Below are 23,281 nucleotides of genomic sequence, written 5' to 3' on the forward strand. Positions count from 1 at the left end.
GTTTCACGAAGTACTAAAGTATATAAATTGCCAGTTAATTGGCCGGTGTAAATGACTTTTTTAAAAGGATGGTTGTTAACTTATAGATAACTCACTAAGTAATACTACTTTTGCAAACTTTAATTAAATAATTTTTAAACTATCTACATCAAACAATATCATAGCTATATATATTATAACTTAAAAATGTTTACTGTACCTTATACACCTATATTGTTCATGCCTGCTACCTGCCTAAAAAATATACCAGTAACAACGTTTTTTTGCCTGTTAATAAGTTTGCTTTCGGCAGATGCGGCTTTTGCCCAGGATGGTGCTGAAAGAAACACATTGCCCCATTTTAAATTTAAAACAGTTATTATTGATGCCGGGCATGGCGGTAAAGATCCCGGTGCTCATGGGGCTTACGCCAAAGAAAAAACAATTGCCCTCGCCATAGCCAAAAAACTGCGCGACCTTATAAACGACCGCATGGAAGGCATTAAAGTTGTAATGACCCGCAGTACCGATGTTTTTATAGAACTGCACAAGCGTACGGATATTGCCAACGATAATAACGGTAACCTGTTCATATCTATCCATTGTAATTCTACACCGCAAAAGCAAGCTTCAGAACGAGGAACGTTACTATTGGTTTATGGTTACCACCGCAGCCAGGAACAACGCGAGGCATTGCGTGAGAATGCTGCTATATATCAGGAAAAGGACTATAAGGAGAAATACCACGGCTATGGCAATGATGAGGTAATAAACACTATAGTGCTTAATAACTTTCAGCAAAAGTACCGCAAGCAAAGCATCCAGTTTGGCGATCTGGTAAACCGCGAATTTAAAAAGACCGATGGCAGGCATAGTCATGGTGTAAAAGAACAAGGGGTGCTGGTACTGGCCCAAAGCGGCATGCCGGCCGTGCTGGTAGAAACAGGTTTTATCAACAACCCTGCCGATGAAGCATATCTGAGTTCAGATAACGGCCAAAATGAAATTGCTCAATCTATCCTCCGGTCGTTAAAAGAATATCGCAATAATTTGGAAGGGAAATAGGTTAAACAGGTTGCCTGATTTACATTAATCTCCACTAAAATAGTAGTATTTGTCATCAAATTTCAATAAAGTAGGTGTTCAAACATTTATTTTATACAAGGTCGAAATGTTTGTATACTTTTGAGCCATAAACAAAAAACAAAAAATTTAAAACACAATGAAAAAGATCTTTATCCTGTTAGCATCGGCATTTTTATATACTGCTGCATCGGCACAAACAACCTGGACTGTTGACAAAGCACACTCAAATGTTAAATTCACCGTAACCCACTTATTGGTAAATGATGTTGATGGTACTTTTAAAGGCTATGATGGTACCATTACCGCAACTAAACCAGATTTTAGCGATGCTAAGGTTGCCTTTACTGTACAAACAGCAACTGTAAGCACTGATAACGATATGCGTGATAAGCATCTTTCAGGCCCTGACTTTTTCGACGTTGCAAAATATCCAACACTTTCTTTTACGAGCACCGGAATTACAAAAACATCTGATAAACATTATAAACTTGTTGGTAACCTTACTTTAGCTGGTGTTAGCAAACCAGCAACTTTTGATTTGTGGTACCGCGGTACAATTACCAACCCAATGAGCAAAGCTGATGATGCGGGCTTCCAGATCACAGGAACTATCAAACGTACCGACTTTAATTTCGGCAGCAAATTTGGTCCGGCTATGCTTAGCGACGAAGTTACTATCAAAGCAAACGGCGAATTTGCTAAAGCAAAATAACTATAACTAACACATATTAACTTAACGGCGCGCTTATGTAAATAAGCACGCCGTTTGTTTATAAAGGGATTTTTTTGTCTAATTTTTATGGTGCTGGTATTGTACTTTAAGCGTCTGCTTTTTTAAATGCTTTATTATAAAAGTACAAATACCAATAACAGCAACCAGCGCCGCGCCGGTTACAATATGTAAAGCAGGCACGCGATAATCTGGGTTCATGAGCAGTTCTGTACCATCCGGGATAGCAAGAGCTATCAAGGGTAAACAGGCAAATAATCTAAGTAGTCCGATTTTTTTCATAACATTAACGGTTAAAGATTTTAATGTTAGCCCTCGCTGCTTGTGCTACAATTCCCTCCGGCAGGAGTAAATTGAATTATCCGGAAAAGTAAATTATAGTGATGGCTAAGCTGCACCAAATATCAACCATAGTGGCAACTAAAAAAATACCAACTATATGGTATATTCACATTGCGTGTTTTACGCAAAAAAGCTTAAAAATTTTAATTAGTTAGGGGTTACAGTTCTTCCTTATCGGCCAGCATTTGTTTTAGGGTGTTAAACCATTGCTGGTTTTTAGTTCCCCAAAAGGTGTGGTCAACAATAATATAAACTATATGGGTATCGTTGCCCACTTTGTAGCGCAGCCTTAAAGGCTGCCAAAACATGCCGTTGTTTTTAACTAATGATCGTTTGTAGATCTCGTCAAAACCAAGGTATACCTGCTCAAGCGAATTAAGGGGGATGTTGAGGTAATTATAGCCATCGATAACCAGGCTGGCGTTGGTCAGCAAAATTTCACCCTCACGATGGTGCGGAGGTGGGGTAAGCGAAAAGAGAGCGCCGGCCTCGTCAACTAATGTTAAAGCTGCAATTTCGTAATCGTAGCTCCACATGGCCTTGCCAATTTGTAAAATTTGCATTGTTGTAATGTAAGTATAATAATTGATAACTACAAATGCTACCTTTTGTGTTAACGTTGGCGCTGTATATTTCATTATATTTGATGTGCGAAAATGTGTTTCGTATTATAAAGTATGGCTACAGAAGTTAAGTGCCCCAGTTGCGGTTTTGGTTTTCCTATAGAAGAGGTGATGGCCGAGGAGTACAAAAAAGAGCTCCGGGTTAAAATGCAGGATTACACCCGTCAAAAGGAGGACGAGTATCGTAAAAAGGACGAAGAGTTTTTAGCAAAGGAACGCCAGCAAAAAACAGCTTTTGAAGAGCGCCTTATCGACGAGAAAAAACAATTGCAGCTGGTGTTGGAGCAAAATCTGCGTAAATCAATCAGCCAGGATTTTGAAAACCAGGTGCTGATGCTGCAAACATCGGCACAGGAAACTGAAGAAAAGCTGAAGCTATCGCGTCAAAAGGAGCTTGAATTTTTACAGCGAGAAAAACTGCTGCAGCAAAAAGAAGAAGAGCAGGAACTGGTAATGCAGCGCAAACTGCAGGAACAGCGGAATGAATTGGGCGAGCAGATCCGCAAGCAGGAAAACGAGCGCCATAGCATAAAGGATACCGAATACCAGCTTAAAGTAAAAGAACTTGAAAAACAGCTGGATGATCAGAAAAAGCTTGCCGAAGAGATGAAACGCAAAGCCGAGCAGGGATCGATGCAGTTACAGGGCGAGGCGCAGGAACTAATATTGGAAGAGTTGCTGCGTAACTATTTTCCGTTTGATTTAATTAGCGAGGTAGGCAAGGGCGTGCGTGGTGCCGATTGTGTGCAAACTGTGCGTAACCAGTTTGGGCAGGAGTGCGGCAAAATTATTTATGAAAGTAAACGTACGGCAACCTTCGGGCCTGATTGGATAGATAAGCTTAAAAAAGATATGCGAGGTATTGGTGTGGATGTTGCTGTAATAGTAACCCAATGCTACCCCAAAGGTATGGATTGCTTTGGCGAAAAGGATGGCGTTTGGATCTGCAGTTTTGATGAGGTTAAAGCGGTATCTTACATCCTGCGGGATGGGGTAGTAAAACTCTCAAACCTGGCAAAATCGCAGGATAACAAGGGCGATAAAATGCACCTGCTATATGATTACTTAACCAGCAGCGAATTTTCTGAACAATGGAAAGCCATCCGAGAGGGTTATATGAGTATGCGCCTGTCTATCCAAAAGGAGCGCGACGCGATGGAAAAGATGTGGAAATCTCGTGAGAAACAGCTGGATAAAGTATTACTAAACGCAGCCCACATAAAAGGTAGTGTAGAGGGCATTGCCGGCAGCGATATGATACAGCTTAACTTAACCGATGACAGCGACGATGCTCTGCTACTGGAGTAGGTGCAATAAAATATCAGATTAAAAAATGACATTTCGAACGAGGTACGAGGAGAAATCTTCTACTTAATAAATACCGGATAAGTATAGTTTGCATGCAAAGTCTTATAAGATTTCTCCTCGTACCTCGTTCGAAATGACAAACTTATTTATTATTCTCGCCTATTTTTTTGATAACACAACAATGGCAATCCCACCAATAATTAACACACCACCCAAATAAGGCGGCCAGTTAACCGTTTTTTGCCTATCGGCAGATACCTGTATGGGGCCGGCATCAATAATTTTTTCTTTTTTGGTGTAAGTAAATCCCGTCCAGATGAGCATTATCGCGCCAATTACTATGAGTACTATTCCTGTTGTTTTGTTCATGGTGTTGGGGTGTTGTTAAAGTTTATTTAACAATAGTTTTTTGTGGAAATTGTTTGTGGTTATATAAATGTCATGTGCCGCTGTTTTTCATCATCAACTTTTTATTAGCTTAGTAGCTATTAACCGGCCCAGTTAATCGGTATGACAGCCGTATAAAAGCCAATAAATTTTTCCGTTGCAATGAAAGACGACCTGATACTTGAAACCATAAATGTTACTAAGAATTTTTTTGGTGATAAGTCATCCGGGGTTAACAATATTACCATATTTATTCCCAGGGGTAAGGTAACTGCCATTGTTGGCGAAAGCGGCAGCGGTAAAACAACGCTGCTCAATTTGCTGTTTGGCCAGCTTCAGCCAGATCATGGCGAGGTTTTTTTTAAGGAAGAACAGGTGCTGAGCAGGGAAAATGGCTTACAGCATGCCCACAAGGTAATGCGTATGGTAACCCAAAATGGCAGCGATATGGATCATAACCTTACTGTTTGGGATAACATTGCCGTCGGTCTGCCCGAGGGCGATCAAAGCCTGGCCATACAAATGGTTACCGAGGCGCTCAATATGCTCAGTATTTATCAGCTTAAGGATCTGCCTCTTGCCAAGCTGAGCGGCGGCGAACGGCAGCGTGTAACCATTGCCAAAGCCCTCATAAGCCGCCCCGAAGTACTGCTGCTCGATGAACCCTTTAACCAGGTTGATGCCAGTTATCGCGAAGCCCTGCAGCACGATATAAGGCAGATTGTGCGGGAGTGGGGAGTAACGATAGTGTTGGTTTCCCATGATCCTGCCGAAATACTTTCTATGGCCGATGAGCTTATTGTGTTGAAAGAAGGGGAGATAGTAGAGAATGGTCCGCCGGATATGCTTTATCACTCGCCCCAGTTATTGTACACCTCTCAAATATTGGCCAGCGGCAGCAAACTCACATCCGAACAAGCAAAGGTTTGCGGTATAAAAAGCAGGCGCGGCGTAGTGGTTATTTACGCCGAACACGTAAAGGTAAGTCGCTTCGGCAGCAAGTGGACTGTGAAGCAAGTACTATTCAAAGGCTTTTTTGAAGAACTCATAATCGAACGCGATGGTGTAACCCTCCGCGTGCTCAACTATAACAGGGGCAAATACCCTAAAGGCAGTAAGATCAGCATTAAAATAGAGAAGTACTTTGAGTTTGGCAAGTGGGAGAATTGAGGCCGGTAGCCTATGCAAATTCAGTAATGCAGATGGTTAGCCTTTATGATGAGATTGCTTCGTACCTCGCAATGACAAGTTTTATATAATTAAAACTCACTATGCCGCCAATTCCACCTTTGCCTGTTTTTCTTTACGGTATTTGCTCAGATTAATCAATAGTACACTTCCTAAGATAATAACCAAGCCGCCAACCTGTATCAGCGTAATATTTTCATTGGCGAACAGTACGCCAAGAATTACCGCTATCACCGGGTTTACGTAGGCGTAGGTGCCCACCTGTGTGGCGGGGCGTACCTGCAAAAGCCACACATAGGCACTAAAGGCGGCTATGGAACCAAATACTATTAAATACAGCAACGCATACCAGCTATGTGGAGGTATAGTATTCCATTGCAGCGTTTGCACCTCGTGATGGAAAAAGCTCGATGGGATAAAAACAATACCCGCTGCCAGCATTTGCCAGGCCGTATTAACCGATACCGAACCTTGGGTGTTATTATGTTTGGAATATAAGGAACCCGATGCCCAGCCCAATGTACCCACCACCAGTAATATCATCCCCGGTAATTTTGATGGACCGGATGACTGGCCAACCATGCTTTCTATCTGTTCGCTGAATAGCAATATCACGCCAATAAAACCAATCACTAAACCCAAAATGGTGCTTTTACTTTTAAAGTTGGTACCCCAGTTTGGTTTATCGAGCAGTACGAACCATATTGGAGGTGATGATACCATAATGGCTACCATTGCACTGGGTAAGGCTTGTTCGGCCCAGATAACGGCGCCATTGCCAATTACCAGTAGTAAAAAACCGCTTACCGCCGCATGGATGATGTTGCGTTTGACAAAAATCTTTTCGCCTTTGAATGCGCACCATGCCATTAACAAAATACCCGCCGTAAAAAAGCGCAGCGCACCCAACAATAGCGGCGGGAAACCATCAACGGCCATTTTTATAAAAAAATAGGTAGAACCCCAAACCAGGTAAACTGTAGCAAAAGCTATGATTACTAATAGTGGCGAGGCTGATTTTTGTTGTGCAGGTGTCATGGTATATTTATTTTTCTGGTATAACCAATTGTTGTTGTTCTTTCACGGTTTCGAGCACTATAGTGGTGCGGGTGCTTAAAATGTGGGGGATCTTGGTAAAGTGGGTGCGCATAAGGTGCATTAACGATGCAGAGTCATAAGTGCGGATCTTTACCAGGTAACAGTCATCGCCGGCTATGTGGTGTACTTCCTGTACCTCGGGTATCAGCGCGAGCTTTTGGGTTGTTTCATCGCTTCCCGGGCCGTCTGCCGCTTTCATGAATATAAAGGCCAGCATTTTTTGCTGCAGTGCCACTGGGTTAATACGTGCGTTATATTGCTGTATTACGTTTTTCTGTTCCAGTTTTTTAACGCGCTCCAATATGCCCGATGGTGCCATCCCCAGCTCACGGGCCATATCGGCATTGGAGATGCGGGCGTTATCCTGCATTAGCCGGAGGATATGCAGATCGGTTTTATCTAAAACTATTTCTGTTTCGTTAATCATTCAGTAATATTAGATAATTATTGAATTAAATTCAATAAAAATTTATTAAATCGAATTAAATTCTGTTTTTGGCGACTAAAAATGATATTTAAACGACAAAGAGAGGGGGCGGGTAAAGGCAACACTGGCATCCAAAAGGCTATAAAAAACAAACACCCATCAAAAAAATGACGGGTGCAAGCAGATTAGGTGTAGGTTGCTTTAAATTATTTTACTGCGAGTAAGTTTAGGAGTTTGTCGGCCTTAGTTTCGTCGAAAGCTGTTTTAACGTATTTGTAGCCGTTTTTTGTGATGGCGGTAAGCAGCTTTGCCCGGTTACCCTCTTCGTCTAACACGTAGGCGGTACCATTATCGTTTATCCAGTCGAAGAGTACATCCCTGGTTGTAATGCCTCGGTTTTGGGTATGGTCGTCTATCCACGCTAAAGCATTGATAGCCAGGTAAGGGTTATCAAAATCGCGGTTAGTGCTATGTATACCGGTAATTCGTATGGGCATAGTTAATATTATCAGGGTTTCTGTTTATAAAACTCTGCATTAAACATAATCTGGTCAACCCGTGAAAACACCGTATTTTGTTACCGTTAAAATACGGTGATAAACAATAAAAATAGCCTTTTTTGTTTGCGGATAATTGTTATAGAGGGTGGGCAGACTACCCAAAAAAGTGGAGGATTATATCTTTATGATCTTATTGCCTTTTTCGGTAGTTTTTTTACGATCGTCGGGTTTTGGAATATTTTTTACAATTGTTATTAAAGTACTGGCTATTAAACCGGTTGCTTTTACTCCAAAATGTACAAAGGGTTTCATCACTTCCCAGGCATTATTATGCGGTGCCTGTACGTCTGCCTTATGTTGCCCTATCTTTTTTATTTCGCGCGATGCCATAGTGTTTTGTTTAAATAGTGTAGATGGGGTAAGACGTATAAAAACCTTGCCAAAGATCATGTAGCACAATTTTCTACTATTCTACACCAAGGAAATCATTTAGCACAACAACCCATTTCCCATTTCTCTTTTCGAAATACATGTTATACCGTATGCTCATTATTAACCCGCCATAACGCTCGATATAAACAAATGCTTTAGTTTTTTTCTTATTGAAATAAACCGGCGACATAGCAATCCCACTTGCTACAACCAACTTTTTAGGATACAACTTTACCTGGCTTGATAAGGCATATTTATATCCATATTCAAACCGTAGGTTTTTCATCTGAAAAATTGCGGGCTTTTCATTTACATCCGGTTTTTTCTTTAATATTATTTCTGCTGCCCAATCCTTTATTACCGGGTAATTCTTATCATTTTTAGGGGTAAAGCGTAGAAAATATTGAATGTAAGGTGCATAGAACTCTTTCAATGTATCACTGATAAATACATATATAGTTGCTGTATCCACTATATTTTCCAGGACTTTTTTTTCATATTTTTTACGTTCCCAGTACCCGTTTTCACAGAAATGCTTCTTGAAAAAAGTATCAGATGGTATAGTTGTATTAATGGCAAGAGAAGTTATTTCGGCCTCATCAGACGGTACAAATAAATTATTAACCGGCCCGGGTTTGCAGTTCTTACAGGCCGATAATGCTAACGTTAATAAAGCTAATAAGAAATAAAATTTTCTCATATAATTGCCGATGCGCTATACCGTTTTCCTCAGCTCAATAACCGTAACCTCGGGCCAGATACCCAGCCTGCCCGAAAATGCCAGGAAGCCGAAGCCCCGGTTTACATACAGGTAGCGTTTTCCCTCGTTGGCCAGGCCAGCCCAGTCAAGGTAACGGTATTTTACAGGGCTCCACCTGAAGCCGGGTATTTCTATCCCAAACTGTGCACCATGCGTGTGCCCGGATAGCGTAAGGTGGATATTGGTTTTATTAAAACGTACCTGCTCTTCCCAATGCGTAGGATCATGGGATAGCAGTACCTTAAAGGCATCGGCAGGTACGCCCTGCAAAGCCTTATTTAAATCGCCTATCTGCACAAACCCACGCCCCCAGTTTTGGATGCCAATAAGTGAGATCTTTTGACCACCTTTTTCAATGGTTACGTTTTCGTCAAGCAGCAGGCGGTAGCCCATTGCGGCGTGGTGTTTTTTTAATGTTTCCAGGTTGGCTGCCTTTTCCTGCTCGCTATCCCAATGAATATAATCGCCATAATCGTGGTTGCCAAGGATAGAGAACTGCCCGTAAGGGGCTTTTATAGCGCCAAATCTATCCATGTAAGGCTCAATTTCGGAAGCGGCATTGTTTACAAGATCGCCGGTAAAAACAAAGAGGTCGCTTTTTTGCGCCTTAACCATGTCAATACCTTTTTGCATGGCCCCGGTATTATCAAAACTGCCAGAGTGGATATCAGACAGCTGCGTAATAGTAAAACCGTCGAAAGCATCAGGCAGATCATCAAAATAAAGTGTAGTGCGGTGCAATTTATAGTCGTACTTGCCTTTAAACATGGCATAAAAAAACGAGGTGAACGGTACGGCTGCCACCAAAATAGCTATCTCACTAATAAATTTTCGTCGGGCTGGGAATGCTGGTCCGCCGGCAGAACTGCTGCCTGCCATATTAAACAAGCCTATGATGAATCTCCCCAGATCGCCCAGCGAAAGCACTATCACAAACACCAGTTTGGTTACAAAAAAAGTAAGGAACAAGCTCAGTATCCATTCGTGAAAGGGTCGCATACCACTGGCTGTGCTAAAAGCGCCAAAACCAATAAGCAACAACACGGTTATGCCTACAGCGATAACCAGGAACCCCCACAGAGCAACATTCCGCCAAAGCGGCGATTGCCAATCGGCACTAAGGGTTCTCAAGCCCGAAAAAACATACCAATCGAGCAATAAACTGATAGCCGATATGATTAAAAAAACTCGTAAGAAACCGCTGCCGTGCATAATAAAAAGATATAAGTGCGCAATTTATAAAAGGAAAGGTAATTAAATGGTAAAATTTAAACCTCACCCCCGGCCCTCTCCATAGGAAAGGGGGCAACGAGGTTTTAAAAATGCAAATCGAAGTCCTCTCCTCTGGAGAGGATTTAGGTGAGACTTACTTTGGAGAGGGCCAGGGTGAGGCTATCTGTTAAAGTTTGTTAAACGTCAATACTGTCGGGCAATACACTTTAACGCTATGTCGTTTAGGTTTTAAATTAGCGCGACGAGATAAAAGTTAATCAAATGATTAAATTTTACTTTTTTCAAACATTGCTCTAATCTTAAACACATATTTTTGACTATCAATTAATCATTATACCTATGGCTATATTAACAATCCAAATCCCCGACAGCGAAGTGATAACACTTTCAACCATTGTTGAACGTGTTAGCGGCAGCGTTATTAAAGTAAACGCCGACGAAGAACTTTATACCAACGATTGCCTGCAAAAGCAAGACGATCTGTTCATTAAAAACACCATTACAAGTACATCACCGGTAAATTACCTCTGGAACGATTAAGGTTTTAATCCCCTATAATATATCCTGTTAATACACCATAAAAAAACAAAAGCTCCCGATAACTCGGGGGCTTTTGTTTTTTATAAATATTGAGTGTTAGTTTTTGTAGATAACACGTTCCTGCACATGTACTCTTTCTTCATGGCGATGCCTTCTTCTTTCACGATATTCAACCGAACAACTGGTAAAGCCCAGTGCCGCCAACAAAAGCAGTGCAACCGAGCGAGAGATTTGCGTTTTCATAATAAATTGTTTTTTATGTTTTATAGTAGATATAAAGTTTAAACAACTGTAATTGCAAAAGGTTTAATCTTAGGTAGTATCAAGTAGTTAGTGGTTGGTAGCAGGTAGTTAGTATCAAGTATCAAGTATTTTTTGGAGTTTGCAAGTATAATAGGAACGGAGTTAAAATTTACATAGCATTGTCTTGATACCATAACCCGGTATCAAAATTGGTTTTTGTATTTTTGCATTTTAAAAGTATAACGGGTAAAAGGCATGATACAGTCTTGATACCTGATACTAACTACTTGATACCAAAAAACTTGATACCAAATTTCGATCTTCAAAACCAGCCGGGGGCGCTGCAGCAATTTCTTGATGCTAAGGTTGCCCAGTATAACAGGCCCGATTTTATTGAAAACGACCCTATAGTAATACCGCATCTTTTTAACCGAAAACAGGATGTCGAGATCATGGGCTTTTGGACTGCCACATTGGCCTGGGGTCAACGGGTTACTATCATAAAAAAATGTAAAGAACTCATTACCCTTATGGATGGTGCGCCATACGATTTTATCGTTAATCACCAGGAGCCCGATCTTAAGAAACTACTCAGCTTTAAGCACCGCACGTTTAATGATATTGATACGCTGTATTTTATTGCATTCTTTCGGCAACACTACGAGCGTTTTGAATCATTAGAGGATGCGTTTATACCCGCTGGTTCAATGGACGGTGCCGAGGACGCACTTAACCATTTCCGCTCGTATTTCTTTTCCCTGCCCGATTTTCCGCACCGTACCAAAAAGCATGTATCGTCGCCGTCACAAAAGTCAACCTGTAAACGGCTTAATATGTTTTTGAGGTGGATGGTGCGAAGGGATAATAACGGCGTAGATTTTGGTATCTGGAACCGTATTAAACCTGCCGATCTGATCTGTCCGCTTGATCTGCATGTAGATCGGGTATCGCGTAAGCTCCTGCTTATCACCCGTAAACAAACCGACTGGCAAACAGCGCTGCAACTCACCCAAAAGCTCCGCGAATTTGATCCGCTCGATCCTGTGAAATATGATTTCGCCCTGTTTGGCTTGGGTATCGAAGAACGCTGGGGGCCGCAGTTTTAGGAGGCTTATTTATTGTGTTTAGTTATAATGTTTAACGTGCCGCCGGTTAAAAGGGAAACCTATTTCAATTGAGCAAGTAAATCTGTTAAAGCTTCTTTAACGGTTGGCATACGGGTACATACCCGCGGATCCATAATGTTACCCCCAAATCCATTTTCTTCTGTGGATGCAGTTTTTTCCAGATTTTGTAAAGCTACTTTTGCGCTTTCGGGTTTGTAGGTTTTAAGCGTCCATATGCACATTACCTTTACAAAACCATCATTTTCTTTGCTATCGATAGCTGCTAATAGCAATTTTATATTATCCGCAGTGTTGCAGTTACTTAGCGCCCTTGCTGCTGATACTTTAGCATGAAAGTTTGCGCTATCCAGCAAAAAAGGCGCTATTTTGTCGCAATAACCAATTAAGCCCAAATGATAAACACATTCAAGGGCCACGTGCTGGTTAAAAAAGGTTTCAATTTCTTCTTTTTCAAAACCGGCCGGTTTGGCCGACAGGTATTTAGTCACAAAGCTATTTATATAGGCCTTATCATAGGATAACTTATGATAGTTATTAAAAATAGCAGTCATGGTAGCCTCGTAAACATCCGTATTAATCCTGGCCTGGTGGTAACTGTGACGATAAGTTGCCGCCACTTTGCCATTATGTTGAATAGCAAAACCCGCTGTTGGCGTTGCAATGCAATATTCTTTTTTATCGTTTTGCTTTATAAAAAAGTAGCAGCTATCCACATTTTTGAAATGGAACTCTGGCCCTTCACCTGCCGATGTACTACACAAACGCAATAAGTAAAAATTTGTGATTTGTATGGTTCCTTGTAATTGTTTGCCGCCAAGTTGTTTTAATATAGTTATGGTAACGCCTTTTTGCTCATCATTGGCGGTAACCTTTGCCAGCACAAAGCTATCTGATTGTTTTACAACCATATCATGCCATGGCTCATCCCAGGTGGTGGCTTTTGCGTTTATGCAAAATAAGGTAAAAAATGCAATTGCTATGGTTTTTAGGGCAGGCATACAAGGTGGGTTTATTATTAAATAAAAATAAGTATTTATTTAATATATCGAAATGTTAATATAACACCCGCTCAGCACATCGCCTCAAAAAACCTTAAAAAGTTTAACTAACCCTTTGGCTATTATAGTGCAACCTTTATCCGTTGGATGCAGACCGTCGTATGTAAGGTTTGCGGCTTCGGCGGGGTAGGGGTAATCATCTGTTGCCGGGTTAAAAGGTTTGCCAATAAATTGCGGGTACTTGTAATTAGTATAATTGCCGGCTATGGGGTCATTCACGCGTTTAAATTTAACCATTTGGTTTATATCCAGCTTGGGGTTATGATACAGGTCGTTCACGGGGATATGCTCGTAACTGCCAATTGAATCTACAGCGTTGGCAACAGCCTCCAGGGTTTGGCCATTTTGAGGTTTGTAGGACCCGAAAGCGTTATTGTTCTTATCAAAGAGGTAAACAAAATCAACCCGCTGCATAGGGGTTACTAATACAATTTTGGCTTCGGGGTTTAAGGCGCGAAGCTTGTTGATAATTATGCGGAACGAACCGTATATGGTAGCATTGCCGGTATTGTTTTTATAATCGGCAAGGTTACCTATCGGGCGACCCTGCCACCAGTCGTTGGTTCCCAAAAACACCGAATAAACATCGGCCTTTACCAGCCCCAGGCTATCTATATGCTGCGCGATGTTACCGGACGTCCACCCGTTAAAGCCTTTGTTAATGTAGTGTATGTACGGCAAATCCTTAACCACCCGGGTAAGGTAGCCCTGGGATAAGCGGTTCCCGGTTTCATCGCGATGATCGTTAAGGTAGGTTATAGAGTCGCCAATTGCAACCCAGGTAAGTTGCCTATGCCCAAAAGATGACAACAGAAATAGTGCGAATAATAACGGTAAAGCCTTTTTCATGAACGTAAGTTAATTGGTTAACAATAGTACCAAAAATAAAATGCTTAACTATCCTTTGCCGTCGTTATAGTGCTGCCAGCCAAAACTTAAGAATATTTAAGTAAAATGCTGATGAACCTGCAGAAAAACTAAGCATAACGCCTCACATTATTTTTCCGGTAAAATAATGGCGATATCCCCATTTGCCGTTTAAAGCGGCGGTTAAAATAAGATATATTGTTAAACCCGCTTTCAAAACAAACCTGCAGTATGCTAAATTCTTTTTGCTGCAGCAGGCGGCAGGCGTAACCAATACGCAAATCGTTAACAAACTCAGATAATGTTTTGCGTGTATGCTGCTTAAAATACCTGCAGAAAGCCGCAACCGTGAGGTTAGCCATAGCGGCCATATCTTCAAGTACAATGTCGTTCTTGAAATTATCAAGCAGGTAGTGGTAAATGCGGTTCATGCGGGCGGTATCTTTTTGCGCGCTGGCTGCTACCTGTTTCTGGGCCGATAATACCTGGTAGTCGGTTGCCTTAGCCAGCAGGCCAAGTATACTGATAAGGCTGGCTACCGCTTCGGCATCATCAACGTTCACTATTGCCTTTATTTTTTGTTCGGCAAGTTCACGTAAAGGTCCGCTAAATGCCAGTCCTTGTTGTGATCTTTCAAATAAAGCCTTTATCGCTGTAAATTGTGGTTTATCAAAAAAACCTTCACCCAGGCAGTTTTCATCAAACTGAATAACTACCTGGTGCACTTCGCGGTCAGCAGGCATGTGTTTGTTGTAAAATGTATGCGGCAAATTTGGCCCAAACAGGCAAAGATCGCCCGGGAAAAAATCATCAATATGATCGCCTACATAACGCGACCCGCTGCTTTTCATCACCAGAATAATTTCATACTCAGGGTGGGTATGCAACGGAAAATCGTTATAAGGAAAATACTCCTCTTTTATTACAAAAAGCCGTTCGCCGGGTAATATTTTCTCTACAAACAGCTTCATAATATCAATATGGTATTAAAATTAGGTAACATAGTATAAATTTATACGGCCTTTAGCTAACATATTTGCACTGTATTACCAACAAACATAATAATTATTTACACCTGCTATGCCTTTGAAAGCCTCATTTGTTAAGTTATTTACATACGCTTTGTTCATTCTGCCTGTCGCCGCCTTTTCGCAGCAGGCACAAATTACGGTTGATGCCTCTCGTGTATTAAACCGTATACCGAACGGTATTTACGGCGCCTGTATTGAAGATGTTAATCATGAGATATATGGCGGCCTTTATGATCAGCGCATTTTTGGCGAAAGTTTTGAAGAACCTGCTGCAAGTCCGCTGATAACCGGTTGGGAAAGTTTCGGCGGCCTTTGGCAACCCGGAAAAAATAGTGTAAGTATAAATGCAGGCGAGGGCTTTAAACTGGTAAGGCAACAGTCGCCAGGCACTGTATACACCGCCGAAGTGTCAATAAAATTTGGTAAGCAGAATGAGAATGCAGGCCTGCTGGTTAATGTAAACAATGCCCGTAAAGGCGCTGATAGTTTTGACGGCTATGAGATCGCCCTCGACCCGAATAGAAAGGTATTGGTATTTGGCAAACACCTCAACAATTGGACGCCCCTGCGTGAGGTTAAGCTTTCTATCGATTTTAACAACTGGATAAAGCTTAAAGTAGAAAATAACGGCAGCTCCTTTAAAGTTTATATTAACGATGATAAAACAGCTGTTGCCACATTAACGGATAACAAAGATCCGCTGCCTCCTGGAAGCATCGCTCTGCGCACTTTCAATGCCGATGCAGAATACAAAGAGCTTACCATTACAAATAATGGTAAAACCATAGCAGAAAAATTTACCGCCAGCCCGCTGGCACAGGTGAGCGGCGCATGGGATGCAGTGAATAACAGCGACGCGGGCAGCTTTTTATTGGATGATAACGATGCTTATAACGGTAAACAATCGCAGGTAATTATACACAATGGTGGCAGCAGTACTATAGGCATAGCCAATAGCGGCTTAAATCGCTGGGGTATAGGCTTACGTAAAGGCAATACTTATTCGGGCACACTATTTTTAAAAGGGGAGGGGCTTGGTAGCGGTGTAACCGTATCGCTGCAAAGTGCCGACGGCAAAAAGGTTTACGCTACGCAGCGCATCAAAAACATAACCTCCCACTGGGCATCATACTCTTTTGCATTAAAGGCAGCACAAACCGATAACAAAGCGCGCTTCCTCATCAGCATAAACAGTAAAGGAAAACTTTGGGCAGACCAAGCTACGCTGATGTGCAAGCAGGAACAATTTAAAGGGCTGCCGCTTCGCGCTGATATTGGCAAGGCTATGCAGCAGGAAGGGCTTAATTTTTTAAGATACGGCGGTACTATGGTTAACGCCGAAGGTTACCGCTTTAAAAAGATGATAGGTTCGCGCGCCAAAAGGCCGCCTTATACCGGCTATTGGTATCCTTATTCTACAAATGGTTTTGGCATTGAGGATTTTCTGCAGTTTTGCGAGGCCGCAGGCTTTGAGGCTGCATTTGCCATTAACATTGAAGAAACACCGCAGGATGTAGCCGATATGGTGGAATATTTGAAAGGCGACGCATCAACCACCTGGGGCAAACAGCGGGCCGCCAACGGACACCCGGCCCCGTACAAGGTAAAGTATATAGAGATAGGTAACGAGGAGGTGATCTTTCACGGCGATGTTACATCAGAGTATGAACATTATGCCGAGCGTTTTAACCTGTTGCAAAGCGCTATGCACGCTAAGGACAGTAGCCTGAAGTTTATCTGTTCGGCCTGGTGGCGCCCCGAGTCGCCAAATATGGCCCGCATTTTTAAAGCGATAAATGGTAAAGCCGACTACTGGGACCTGCATACCGATGCCGACAATCCAAATTCGGGTGTTAAGGTTGATAATTCGCTTACCCAAATGAAGGCCATGTTTACCGGCTGGGATGAGCATACACGTTTAAAGTGTACCATATTTGAAGAGAATGGTAATCATCACGATCTGGCAAGGGCGCTTGGTCATGCAAGCACCCTCAATGCGGTACGCCGTCACGGCGATTTTGTACTCACATCATGCGCAGCCAATGCCTTGCAGGCTTTGGGGCAAAATGATAACGACTGGGATCAGGGTCAGGTTTTCTACACGCCATCGCAAGTTTGGGGCATGCCTCCCTTTTATGCACAGCAAATGGCCGCGGCAAATCACCTGCCTTTAAATATTGCAGCAACAGCAACGGGAGGGCTTGATGTAAGCGCCACCGTTAGTGAGGACGGCAAAAAGTTAGTGCTCCACATTGTAAATCCGGCAGAAAGTGATTGCGCTGCTGTTATTGATTTACAAGGCTTTGCTAAACGGATACCCAAGGCCACATTAACGCAGCTGTCTGGTAAGCTAACCGATATAAACACACCGGCACAACCTGCGCGCATCAGCCAGAAAACAACAAAGGTCACTTTTTCCGGCAATAAAATAAATTATACATTGCCGGCGGCATCATATACCATTATCAGTTTTAAACGATAAAACAGTTAATATGAAATTGAAAAGCACCATAAAAATATTACTGACAGGCACTATAGCTATCGCGGTGGGTAACAAAGTTGCTATCGCGCAGCAGTTAACACCTGTAGATATCAAAAACGTTGTTATTAACGATACATTTTGGTCGCCAAAGCTGAATACTTTACATACCGTTACGGTTTATGATGTGCTCGATAAACTGGAGGGAAAATACCAGCCCGATCGCGATGACCTGATACAGGAAAAAGAAAAAACAGGACGTACCCGTGACGCCTTCCTTAATTTCGACCGTGTGGCGCAAGAGAAAACAAGTACTGGCGAAAGCGATGGGCCGCCATGGTGTGATGGCTTGGTATACGAAAGCATCCGTGGCGCTGCCGACTTACTGGTTGCCCGGCCAGATAAAAAACTGGAACAGAAACTTGATGGCTATATCGATAGAATAGCGGCAGCACAGGCAGCCGATCCCGAAGGTTATATTAATACCTATACTACCCTTAACCGCCCCTCTCAACGCTGGGGAACAAACGGCGGTGACGACCGCTGGCAGCACGACCTATACAACGCAGGCATGCTGGTAGATGCAGGTGTGCATTATTACAATGCAACGGGCAAAACCAAACTGCTGCAGGTAGCAGTTAAAATGGCCGACTATATGTGCAAAGTTATGGGCGATGCTCCAAAACTGAATGTTATACCCGGCCATGCTGGTCCGGAAGAAGCTTTCTTTAAGCTTTACCTGCTGTTTAAAGGCCAGCCCGCACTTGCCGATAAGATACATGCTCCTGTAACAACGGATGCTTATTTAAGCCTGGCAAAATATTGGATAGAGCACCGCGGCTTCCCCGCCGATGCGGATGGCTCGCGCAAAAGACAAGTTTACGGCAGTTATAATCAGGACGATCAGTCTGTATTTACACAGCAAACTATAGAAGGCCATGCAGTACGCGCAACATTATTAGGTACTGCTATTGCTGCCATCGGCGCTTATGATAATGATGACCGTTATATACAAACCGCCAATCGTTACTGGGATAATATGGTCGGCAAACGTACATTTATTACAGGCGGGCAAGGCGCCATTGCCGACGACGAAAAATTTGGAAAGGATTATTACCTTCCGCAATCTGCCTACCTGGAAACCTGCGCGTCTATAGGTGCCGCCTTTTTCAGTGAGCGCATGAACGAGTTGCAAGCAAATGGTAAATACATGGACGAGTTTGAGCGTGCGCTTTATAACAATATCCTCTCGGGTGTTTCGCTGGATGGCAGCCATTATAACTACGAAAATTCGTTAATTTCAACCAATCATCCGCGTTGGGTGTGGCATAGCTGCCCGTGCTGCCCGCCCATGATATTAAAAATGGCCGGTGCATTGCCTGGTTTCATTTACGCTACAGATAAACAAAAAGGTATATACGTGAATTTATTCATCGGCAGCACGGCCCGCATTGGTAAGGGCGCGAATCTTGTGAACATCAGCCAGCATACAGGTTATCCGTGGAATGGAAGTATTCAACTCAATGTAGATCCTGTTACGGCAAGTAATTTCTCAATACGTGTACGCATCCCGGGCTGGGCTACCGGTAAAGAAAATCCGTATGATCTATACAGTTCCAAATCGACCGGACAGGTAAAACTTTCGGTAAATGAGAAAGCCATCAACGTACATATTGAGAACGGCTACGCGGTAATATCACGTAAGTGGCACAAAGGCGATAAAATCATGTTAACTATCCCCATGCAGCCGCGTGTAGTTGAGCCTAACAGCCAGGTGGCCGAGTTAAATAACAAACTGGCTATAGCGGCCGGTCCGCTGGTTTACGCTTTTGAAGCAAACGACAACCCGCAGCTTACCGGAAGCACCCTTGCCAATAACGAAACCTTACAGTTACAACCGAAACCCGGGCTGCTGAAAGGAATAAACGTAATACAAATAACCTCGCCAGATAAGAGGCAGACCCTTACAGCAATTCCGTTTTACGCAATAGGTAACCGGGATAAAAGTAATTACCAGGTTTGGATGAATAAGGCGCAGTAGGCGGGTGTTGGATGTTGATTTTTAGTTAGTTAAAGGTTACTTACCGATACAGAAAGTAATTAGTATATGATTATCAATTAGTTAGTTTATTTGAGGTACAAAATAGATACAAAAAGCAAAAAATTAGCCTAAATTCAACTGATATCGTATCGATCTTCCCGCCCCTTCCTGCACAAAAATGCCGATGACTTGGATCTCTTGCAGATCACGAGTGGCGGTAGCTTTAGAGGTTTTAGTAATGCCAATATATTTCTTAGCTGTCATCCCTCCTTCAAATCCATCGGCGCCTTTTTCGAGCATCTTATTGACAGCTTTCAATTGTCGCTCGTTAAGCTGATGCTTATATCGGTCGAAAAATTGAGCTTTCCTCAGGGTAAACTGCACCATAGCCTTTGTATCGCGTTGGGCTTCCAAAATTACGGAAGCAAAATAATTAATCCAAGCGGTGATATCCAATGACCGTTGCGCTTCCTTTAAGGCAGCGTAATAGGCCGCTTTATCGTGCTCAATAATTTTAGACAGGCTCAGCATTACAGGGCGTCCAATAGATTGCGACAACGCTTTCTCTGCGATAGCACGACCAACGCGACCATTCCCATCTTCAAACGGGTGGATGGATTCAAAATATAGATGGGACACGGCTGACTTTAATACTGCTTCAGCAACTTCGCCTTTTAGTGGAAAAGTAGCCTTATTGTACCATTGAACAAACCTCTCCATTTCTTTAGGAACATCTGAAGATGGCGGGGCTTCATAGTGTACGACCTCTCGGCCATACGCACCTGAAATTATCTGCATTGGCTCGGCCCCTATTCGCCATTCTCCAGGGTTAACATTCCGTGCACCGGTCATCAACATATCGTGCCAGGCCTTGAGCATATCCAAGCTTAGTGGTTGATCAAACGATTTCCGGACTTCCAGCATCAATTGAGCCACTCCACCCGCTCGTTGATCCTTTACATTAATGAGCGTTTCATTCAGCCCGAGATTATTTCTAATAGACGACATTACATCCTCACGACTGATATACTCGCCCTCAATTTCAGAGGTTTTAACTGCTTCAGACAACATGAGCTGAAGAAGTGTTTCTTGCTTTAAGTCGTCGGATAGCCCTTGAATTACACCACTTACTTCTCCGGTCTCTTGCGCAAACGCCAAGATTAACGGTTGGATTTCCTGTACTTCATAAACGAAGTTAGGCCATTCTGGAAGTTGCCAATTGTACATGATGAGCCGATTAGGTTATATAATCGACTCAAATATAATAAAATATTGAGCCGATTGTAATTTTAATCAGCTCAAACTACTCTAATTAATCAAAATATTTAATATAATTACAGATACTATATGCGATTTGAACCATAGGTTCATTTTATCCATAAATATCTATATCACACAGTCGCTCAGGAATTTGAGGTAGAAAATGTAGGATCTTCATAAACCAAACCGAGTGTTTCAACAAACTTACGCTCTTCATTCATAATCAATTGCTTTCTCAGATCAATAATCTCATCCCTTTTTAAGCGTTGATAAAGATCTATCATCTCTTCGTTAATGAAATAGCGCTCTAAATCAGGGCGCCAATCATCAAGTAAGTAAGATACATCTGATGATTTTAGCCATATTAAATCATGATTACGCAAGGTTGGCACGATTGACGCGGGGTAGTAATCTCCTTTGTTGTTTCGGATGTCGTAAAATAGAAAAGATAAACTTACCTCATCAACATCCTGGAAATTAATACGCCGAAACCCGTTGCTATAATTTAAAAGGAATAACACCAAAGCCTTAGCTCTAACACTACCAAAGTGAATCTTGTTCGGAAAATCCCCTACAATAAAAGAGGTTTCTGGCCGATCGTTGTAAAAAGGATTAACGGAATGACCTTCTAAAAATGATATAAAATTAGTAAACGCTTCTTTTCGCTTACTTGGTGAAAGTATAGTAAAGTAATTAGAATAAGTAGTTTGCCAGAACCAACGTTTTAAGGCTTCTTTATCATCCTGATTAGGTTCAGCAATTCGATTAAAGAATTCAGTAATAAAAATTAATTGAATACTTGCGGGCAATAGTTTACTGTCAACCACGAGTAGCTCCTCATAAAGAAACTTAACCGCTTTTTTTATACTTTCTATACTTCTGAAAGCCTTATCACGAAAATCAGGTTGTTCGACCACCTCATCCATTTTCATTTCAAAATATATCTTTCCAAAAGCGCTTTGAATACATTGCAGAACCACCTCTCGTTTAATGTTTCCGAAATTGAACGGTTTTAATTCAGCTAGCAAATTATCAATTTCTGTACCTAAACGAAAATTTTCGTCCATGTCATAGGTACGGGCAGAGACGATCCAATCCGGGGAAATAGTGGATCCTTTGGAATTCAGGCGCCAAAAAATATCAACAGCTTCGTCCACAGTTCCTCCATTTATGTCGATAGATGGTAGGTAGAAGCTTAAAAGTGTGTTACCGATCTGCTCATATCTTTCGAGTAACAGCTCTATTTCTTCTTCGTCCCGGCTAAACAGCTTTCGCTGCCACAAAAATGTTTCCTTGTTATCGATAAGCATATAAATTGGAACTTGGTAATATTCCAAACTATTGCTGCGTTGTGGAGCGAACTCCTCCGTTTTCAGATCGTAATAAATACGAAAGTTTTTAAGCAGTTGGTCATCTATAGCTAACGTGGTTTTATTGGGATTGATAAGACAGCCTATTAAAGTGCTGATACGTTGAAAGCCGTCAAGCACATAAAAAAAATTATCTGCATTCTGCGGGATAATATAAGGTCCAATCTTTGTATTTTCACCATAAGAACGATCGGGTTTCCATAACAAGATAGTACCTATAGGATAGCCCATTTTTAAGCTATTGAATAGTTCTATCATGTTGGTTATTGTCCAAATAAAATCTCGCTGGAATCCTGGAATCTGGATCAGCCCATTTTCTATATCGCTAATATAATCCGTCAACCGGCGAACCCTAGTCGTTATCTTCAATTTAGCGCTCATAGTAATTTCTCAATGGCTTTAATTATATTTTCTAATTCCTGCGGATCGTTCTGATGTGCCGTCCGACTTATTAATGACTGGCGATGAACCCCATGATTTGTCATAAATTTAGGAAATTCTGACTTAAAATTACCAACTCCGGAACCATTCGCTAAAATGGCCAAGTTGGCGTCTGATACGGTAGCATAATGCGCTGCCACCGTCACATCCAATAGCGCTCGTGTCTTCCCTTCAAATCCATGCTGCAGATTGTAAAAATCGATCTGAATCGGTGTCATAGACCGGAACGCGTCTATGAATACTTGGGACATATATCTAGTTAGGAAAGGATATGCTTCAATCGGAAGATAGTTTTCCATGCTGCGTTTTTCTAGAATGTGAATCGGTATATTGAAATGGCCGTATTTAGCTATCAATAAATCGTATTCATGTTTGCGCGGCTCAGCTGGATGTTTTTTATCACTATCGACAATGACATAGCATCGTAAATAAACATGTTTCTCTTTTGGCAACGTATTATAAGACTGCATTTTACCCTCAATGAAATTACCTACGTTAGCGCATCCTCCAGCATTTTCAAATTGTAACCAACCATTGGCTAAATGTTCCCTGAGCCTTGTTCCTTGAGCAAGGTGTCTAATCACTGCCTCAATAAAATACCCATCATTCAAACTATTTTCCAAGATAACTGATACTGTGGAGATTCCGCTCAAACTGACCACCCCATTCCGGTTTAAAGTGACCACCCGTTCCGGGTTCAAACTGACCACCCCATTCCGGAGCAAACTGAC

Annotated in this window: 24 protein-coding genes; 8 read left to right on the forward strand and 16 right to left on the reverse strand. The window is 42.0% G+C overall.

All coding sequences use genetic code 11. The features are described from left to right. Positions 1-186: 186 nt before the first annotated feature. Both BLS59_RS20900 and BLS59_RS20905 read left to right on the forward strand, forming a co-directional pair. A complete protein-coding gene (locus BLS59_RS20900) occupies positions 187-1,044 on the forward strand; it encodes an N-acetylmuramoyl-L-alanine amidase family protein (RefSeq protein WP_091152224.1) in 858 nt (285 codons plus the stop codon). Positions 1,045-1,201: 157 nt separating this feature from the next. Then, positions 1,202-1,777 carry a YceI family protein gene (locus tag BLS59_RS20905; RefSeq protein ID WP_091152226.1) on the forward strand — a complete coding sequence of 192 codons (576 nt, stop codon included), beginning with the start codon at positions 1,202-1,204 and terminating at the stop codon, positions 1,775-1,777. 78 nt (positions 1,778-1,855) lie between these two features. Here BLS59_RS20905 and BLS59_RS20910 read toward each other — a convergent pair whose 3' ends face one another. After that, on the reverse strand, positions 1,856-2,077 hold the full coding sequence (locus BLS59_RS20910; protein ID WP_091152228.1) for an RNA-binding protein: 222 nt from the start codon (positions 2,075-2,077) through the stop codon (positions 1,856-1,858). Positions 2,078-2,295: 218 nt separating this feature from the next. Next, the gene (locus BLS59_RS20915) at positions 2,296-2,775 is read right to left on the reverse strand and encodes a hypothetical protein (protein ID WP_091152230.1); all 480 of its coding nucleotides are present in this window, start codon (positions 2,773-2,775) and stop codon (positions 2,296-2,298) included. Between the two features lie 39 nt (positions 2,776-2,814). Here BLS59_RS20915 and BLS59_RS20920 point away from each other — a divergent pair, with 39 nt between their 5' ends. Next, positions 2,815-4,068: a DUF2130 domain-containing protein gene (locus BLS59_RS20920; RefSeq protein WP_162842715.1), complete on the forward strand. Its 1,254-nt coding sequence runs from the start codon at positions 2,815-2,817 to the stop codon at positions 4,066-4,068. A gap of 159 nt (positions 4,069-4,227) precedes the next feature. Here the strand turns inward: BLS59_RS20920 and BLS59_RS20925 are convergent, their stop codons facing one another. Further along, the gene (locus BLS59_RS20925; RefSeq protein WP_091152232.1) at positions 4,228-4,437 is read right to left on the reverse strand and encodes a hypothetical protein; all 210 of its coding nucleotides are present in this window, start codon (positions 4,435-4,437) and stop codon (positions 4,228-4,230) included. Positions 4,438-4,617: 180 nt separating this feature from the next. Between BLS59_RS20925 and BLS59_RS20930 the strand changes: the two genes are divergently transcribed. Next, positions 4,618-5,625, forward strand: coding sequence for an ABC transporter ATP-binding protein (locus tag BLS59_RS20930; protein ID WP_091152234.1), 1,008 nt, complete (start codon positions 4,618-4,620; stop codon positions 5,623-5,625). Between the two features lie 99 nt (positions 5,626-5,724). Here the strand turns inward: BLS59_RS20930 and BLS59_RS20935 are convergent, their stop codons facing one another. The 6 genes from BLS59_RS20935 to BLS59_RS20960 all read right to left on the reverse strand — a co-directional run bounded on the left by BLS59_RS20935 (position 5,725) and on the right by BLS59_RS20960 (position 9,991). Beyond that, positions 5,725-6,681 carry an EamA family transporter gene (locus BLS59_RS20935; protein ID WP_091152236.1) on the reverse strand — a complete coding sequence of 319 codons (957 nt, stop codon included), beginning with the start codon at positions 6,679-6,681 and terminating at the stop codon, positions 5,725-5,727. 7 nt (positions 6,682-6,688) lie between these two features. Next, positions 6,689-7,168, reverse strand: coding sequence for an Lrp/AsnC family transcriptional regulator (locus tag BLS59_RS20940; RefSeq protein ID WP_091152238.1), 480 nt, complete (start codon positions 7,166-7,168; stop codon positions 6,689-6,691). A gap of 206 nt (positions 7,169-7,374) precedes the next feature. Then, on the reverse strand, positions 7,375-7,665 hold the full coding sequence (locus BLS59_RS20945; protein WP_091152240.1) for a DUF3892 domain-containing protein: 291 nt from the start codon (positions 7,663-7,665) through the stop codon (positions 7,375-7,377). 177 nt (positions 7,666-7,842) lie between these two features. After that, complete coding sequence (locus tag BLS59_RS20950; RefSeq protein WP_143014201.1) at positions 7,843-8,058, reverse strand: hypothetical protein; 216 nt, start codon at positions 8,056-8,058, stop codon at positions 7,843-7,845. A gap of 76 nt (positions 8,059-8,134) precedes the next feature. Continuing rightward, complete coding sequence (locus BLS59_RS20955) at positions 8,135-8,800, reverse strand: hypothetical protein (protein WP_091152243.1); 666 nt, start codon at positions 8,798-8,800, stop codon at positions 8,135-8,137. Positions 8,801-8,815: 15 nt separating this feature from the next. Beyond that, positions 8,816-9,991 (reverse strand): metallophosphoesterase, encoded by a 1,176-nt coding sequence (locus BLS59_RS20960; protein WP_240315295.1) that lies wholly within the window; start codon positions 9,989-9,991, stop codon positions 8,816-8,818. 441 nt (positions 9,992-10,432) lie between these two features. On the opposite strand from BLS59_RS20960, the gene BLS59_RS20965 reads away from it, so the two are divergent. Continuing rightward, the gene (locus tag BLS59_RS20965; protein WP_091152248.1) at positions 10,433-10,633 is read left to right on the forward strand and encodes a hypothetical protein; all 201 of its coding nucleotides are present in this window, start codon (positions 10,433-10,435) and stop codon (positions 10,631-10,633) included. Positions 10,634-10,729: 96 nt separating this feature from the next. Here BLS59_RS20965 and BLS59_RS31715 read toward each other — a convergent pair whose 3' ends face one another. Further along, on the reverse strand, positions 10,730-10,876 hold the full coding sequence (locus BLS59_RS31715) for a hypothetical protein (RefSeq protein WP_162842717.1): 147 nt from the start codon (positions 10,874-10,876) through the stop codon (positions 10,730-10,732). A gap of 287 nt (positions 10,877-11,163) precedes the next feature. Between BLS59_RS31715 and BLS59_RS20970 the strand changes: the two genes are divergently transcribed. Beyond that, positions 11,164-11,982 (forward strand): TIGR02757 family protein, encoded by an 819-nt coding sequence (locus BLS59_RS20970; protein WP_240315296.1) that lies wholly within the window; start codon positions 11,164-11,166, stop codon positions 11,980-11,982. 59 nt (positions 11,983-12,041) lie between these two features. Here the strand turns inward: BLS59_RS20970 and BLS59_RS20975 are convergent, their stop codons facing one another. The 3 genes from BLS59_RS20975 to BLS59_RS20985 all read right to left on the reverse strand — a co-directional run bounded on the left by BLS59_RS20975 (position 12,042) and on the right by BLS59_RS20985 (position 14,899). Further along, entirely contained in the window at positions 12,042-13,001 is a 960-nt protein-coding gene (locus BLS59_RS20975; protein WP_091152250.1) for a hypothetical protein, read from the reverse strand. A gap of 84 nt (positions 13,002-13,085) precedes the next feature. Further along, complete coding sequence (locus tag BLS59_RS20980; protein WP_091152252.1) at positions 13,086-13,910, reverse strand: SGNH/GDSL hydrolase family protein; 825 nt, start codon at positions 13,908-13,910, stop codon at positions 13,086-13,088. Between the two features lie 128 nt (positions 13,911-14,038). Then, on the reverse strand, positions 14,039-14,899 hold the full coding sequence (locus BLS59_RS20985; RefSeq protein ID WP_091152254.1) for an AraC family transcriptional regulator: 861 nt from the start codon (positions 14,897-14,899) through the stop codon (positions 14,039-14,041). 109 nt (positions 14,900-15,008) lie between these two features. Here BLS59_RS20985 and BLS59_RS20990 point away from each other — a divergent pair, with 109 nt between their 5' ends. After that, positions 15,009-17,441, forward strand: coding sequence for an alpha-L-arabinofuranosidase C-terminal domain-containing protein (locus BLS59_RS20990; protein WP_091152256.1), 2,433 nt, complete (start codon positions 15,009-15,011; stop codon positions 17,439-17,441). Between the two features lie 10 nt (positions 17,442-17,451). Further along, positions 17,452-19,479, forward strand: a complete 2,028-nt coding sequence (locus tag BLS59_RS20995; RefSeq protein WP_091152258.1) for a glycoside hydrolase family 127 protein — start codon at positions 17,452-17,454, stop codon at positions 19,477-19,479. Positions 19,480-19,602: 123 nt separating this feature from the next. Here BLS59_RS20995 and BLS59_RS21000 read toward each other — a convergent pair whose 3' ends face one another. The 3 genes from BLS59_RS21000 to BLS59_RS21010 all read right to left on the reverse strand — a co-directional run bounded on the left by BLS59_RS21000 (position 19,603) and on the right by BLS59_RS21010 (position 23,173). Next, positions 19,603-20,706, reverse strand: coding sequence for a Fic family protein (locus tag BLS59_RS21000; protein WP_205411322.1), 1,104 nt, complete (start codon positions 20,704-20,706; stop codon positions 19,603-19,605). Between the two features lie 176 nt (positions 20,707-20,882). After that, the gene (locus tag BLS59_RS21005) at positions 20,883-22,490 is read right to left on the reverse strand and encodes a DUF262 domain-containing protein (RefSeq protein ID WP_091152262.1); all 1,608 of its coding nucleotides are present in this window, start codon (positions 22,488-22,490) and stop codon (positions 20,883-20,885) included. Further along, positions 22,487-23,173 (reverse strand): hypothetical protein, encoded by a 687-nt coding sequence (locus BLS59_RS21010; protein WP_091152264.1) that lies wholly within the window; start codon positions 23,171-23,173, stop codon positions 22,487-22,489. The genes BLS59_RS21005 and BLS59_RS21010 overlap by 4 nt, the downstream gene beginning before the upstream one ends. Between the last annotated feature and the right edge of the window lie 108 nt (positions 23,174-23,281).

The sequence above is a fragment of the Mucilaginibacter pineti genome (genome assembly GCF_900101875.1).
GTDB classification, from domain to species: domain Bacteria; phylum Bacteroidota; class Bacteroidia; order Sphingobacteriales; family Sphingobacteriaceae; genus Mucilaginibacter; species Mucilaginibacter pineti.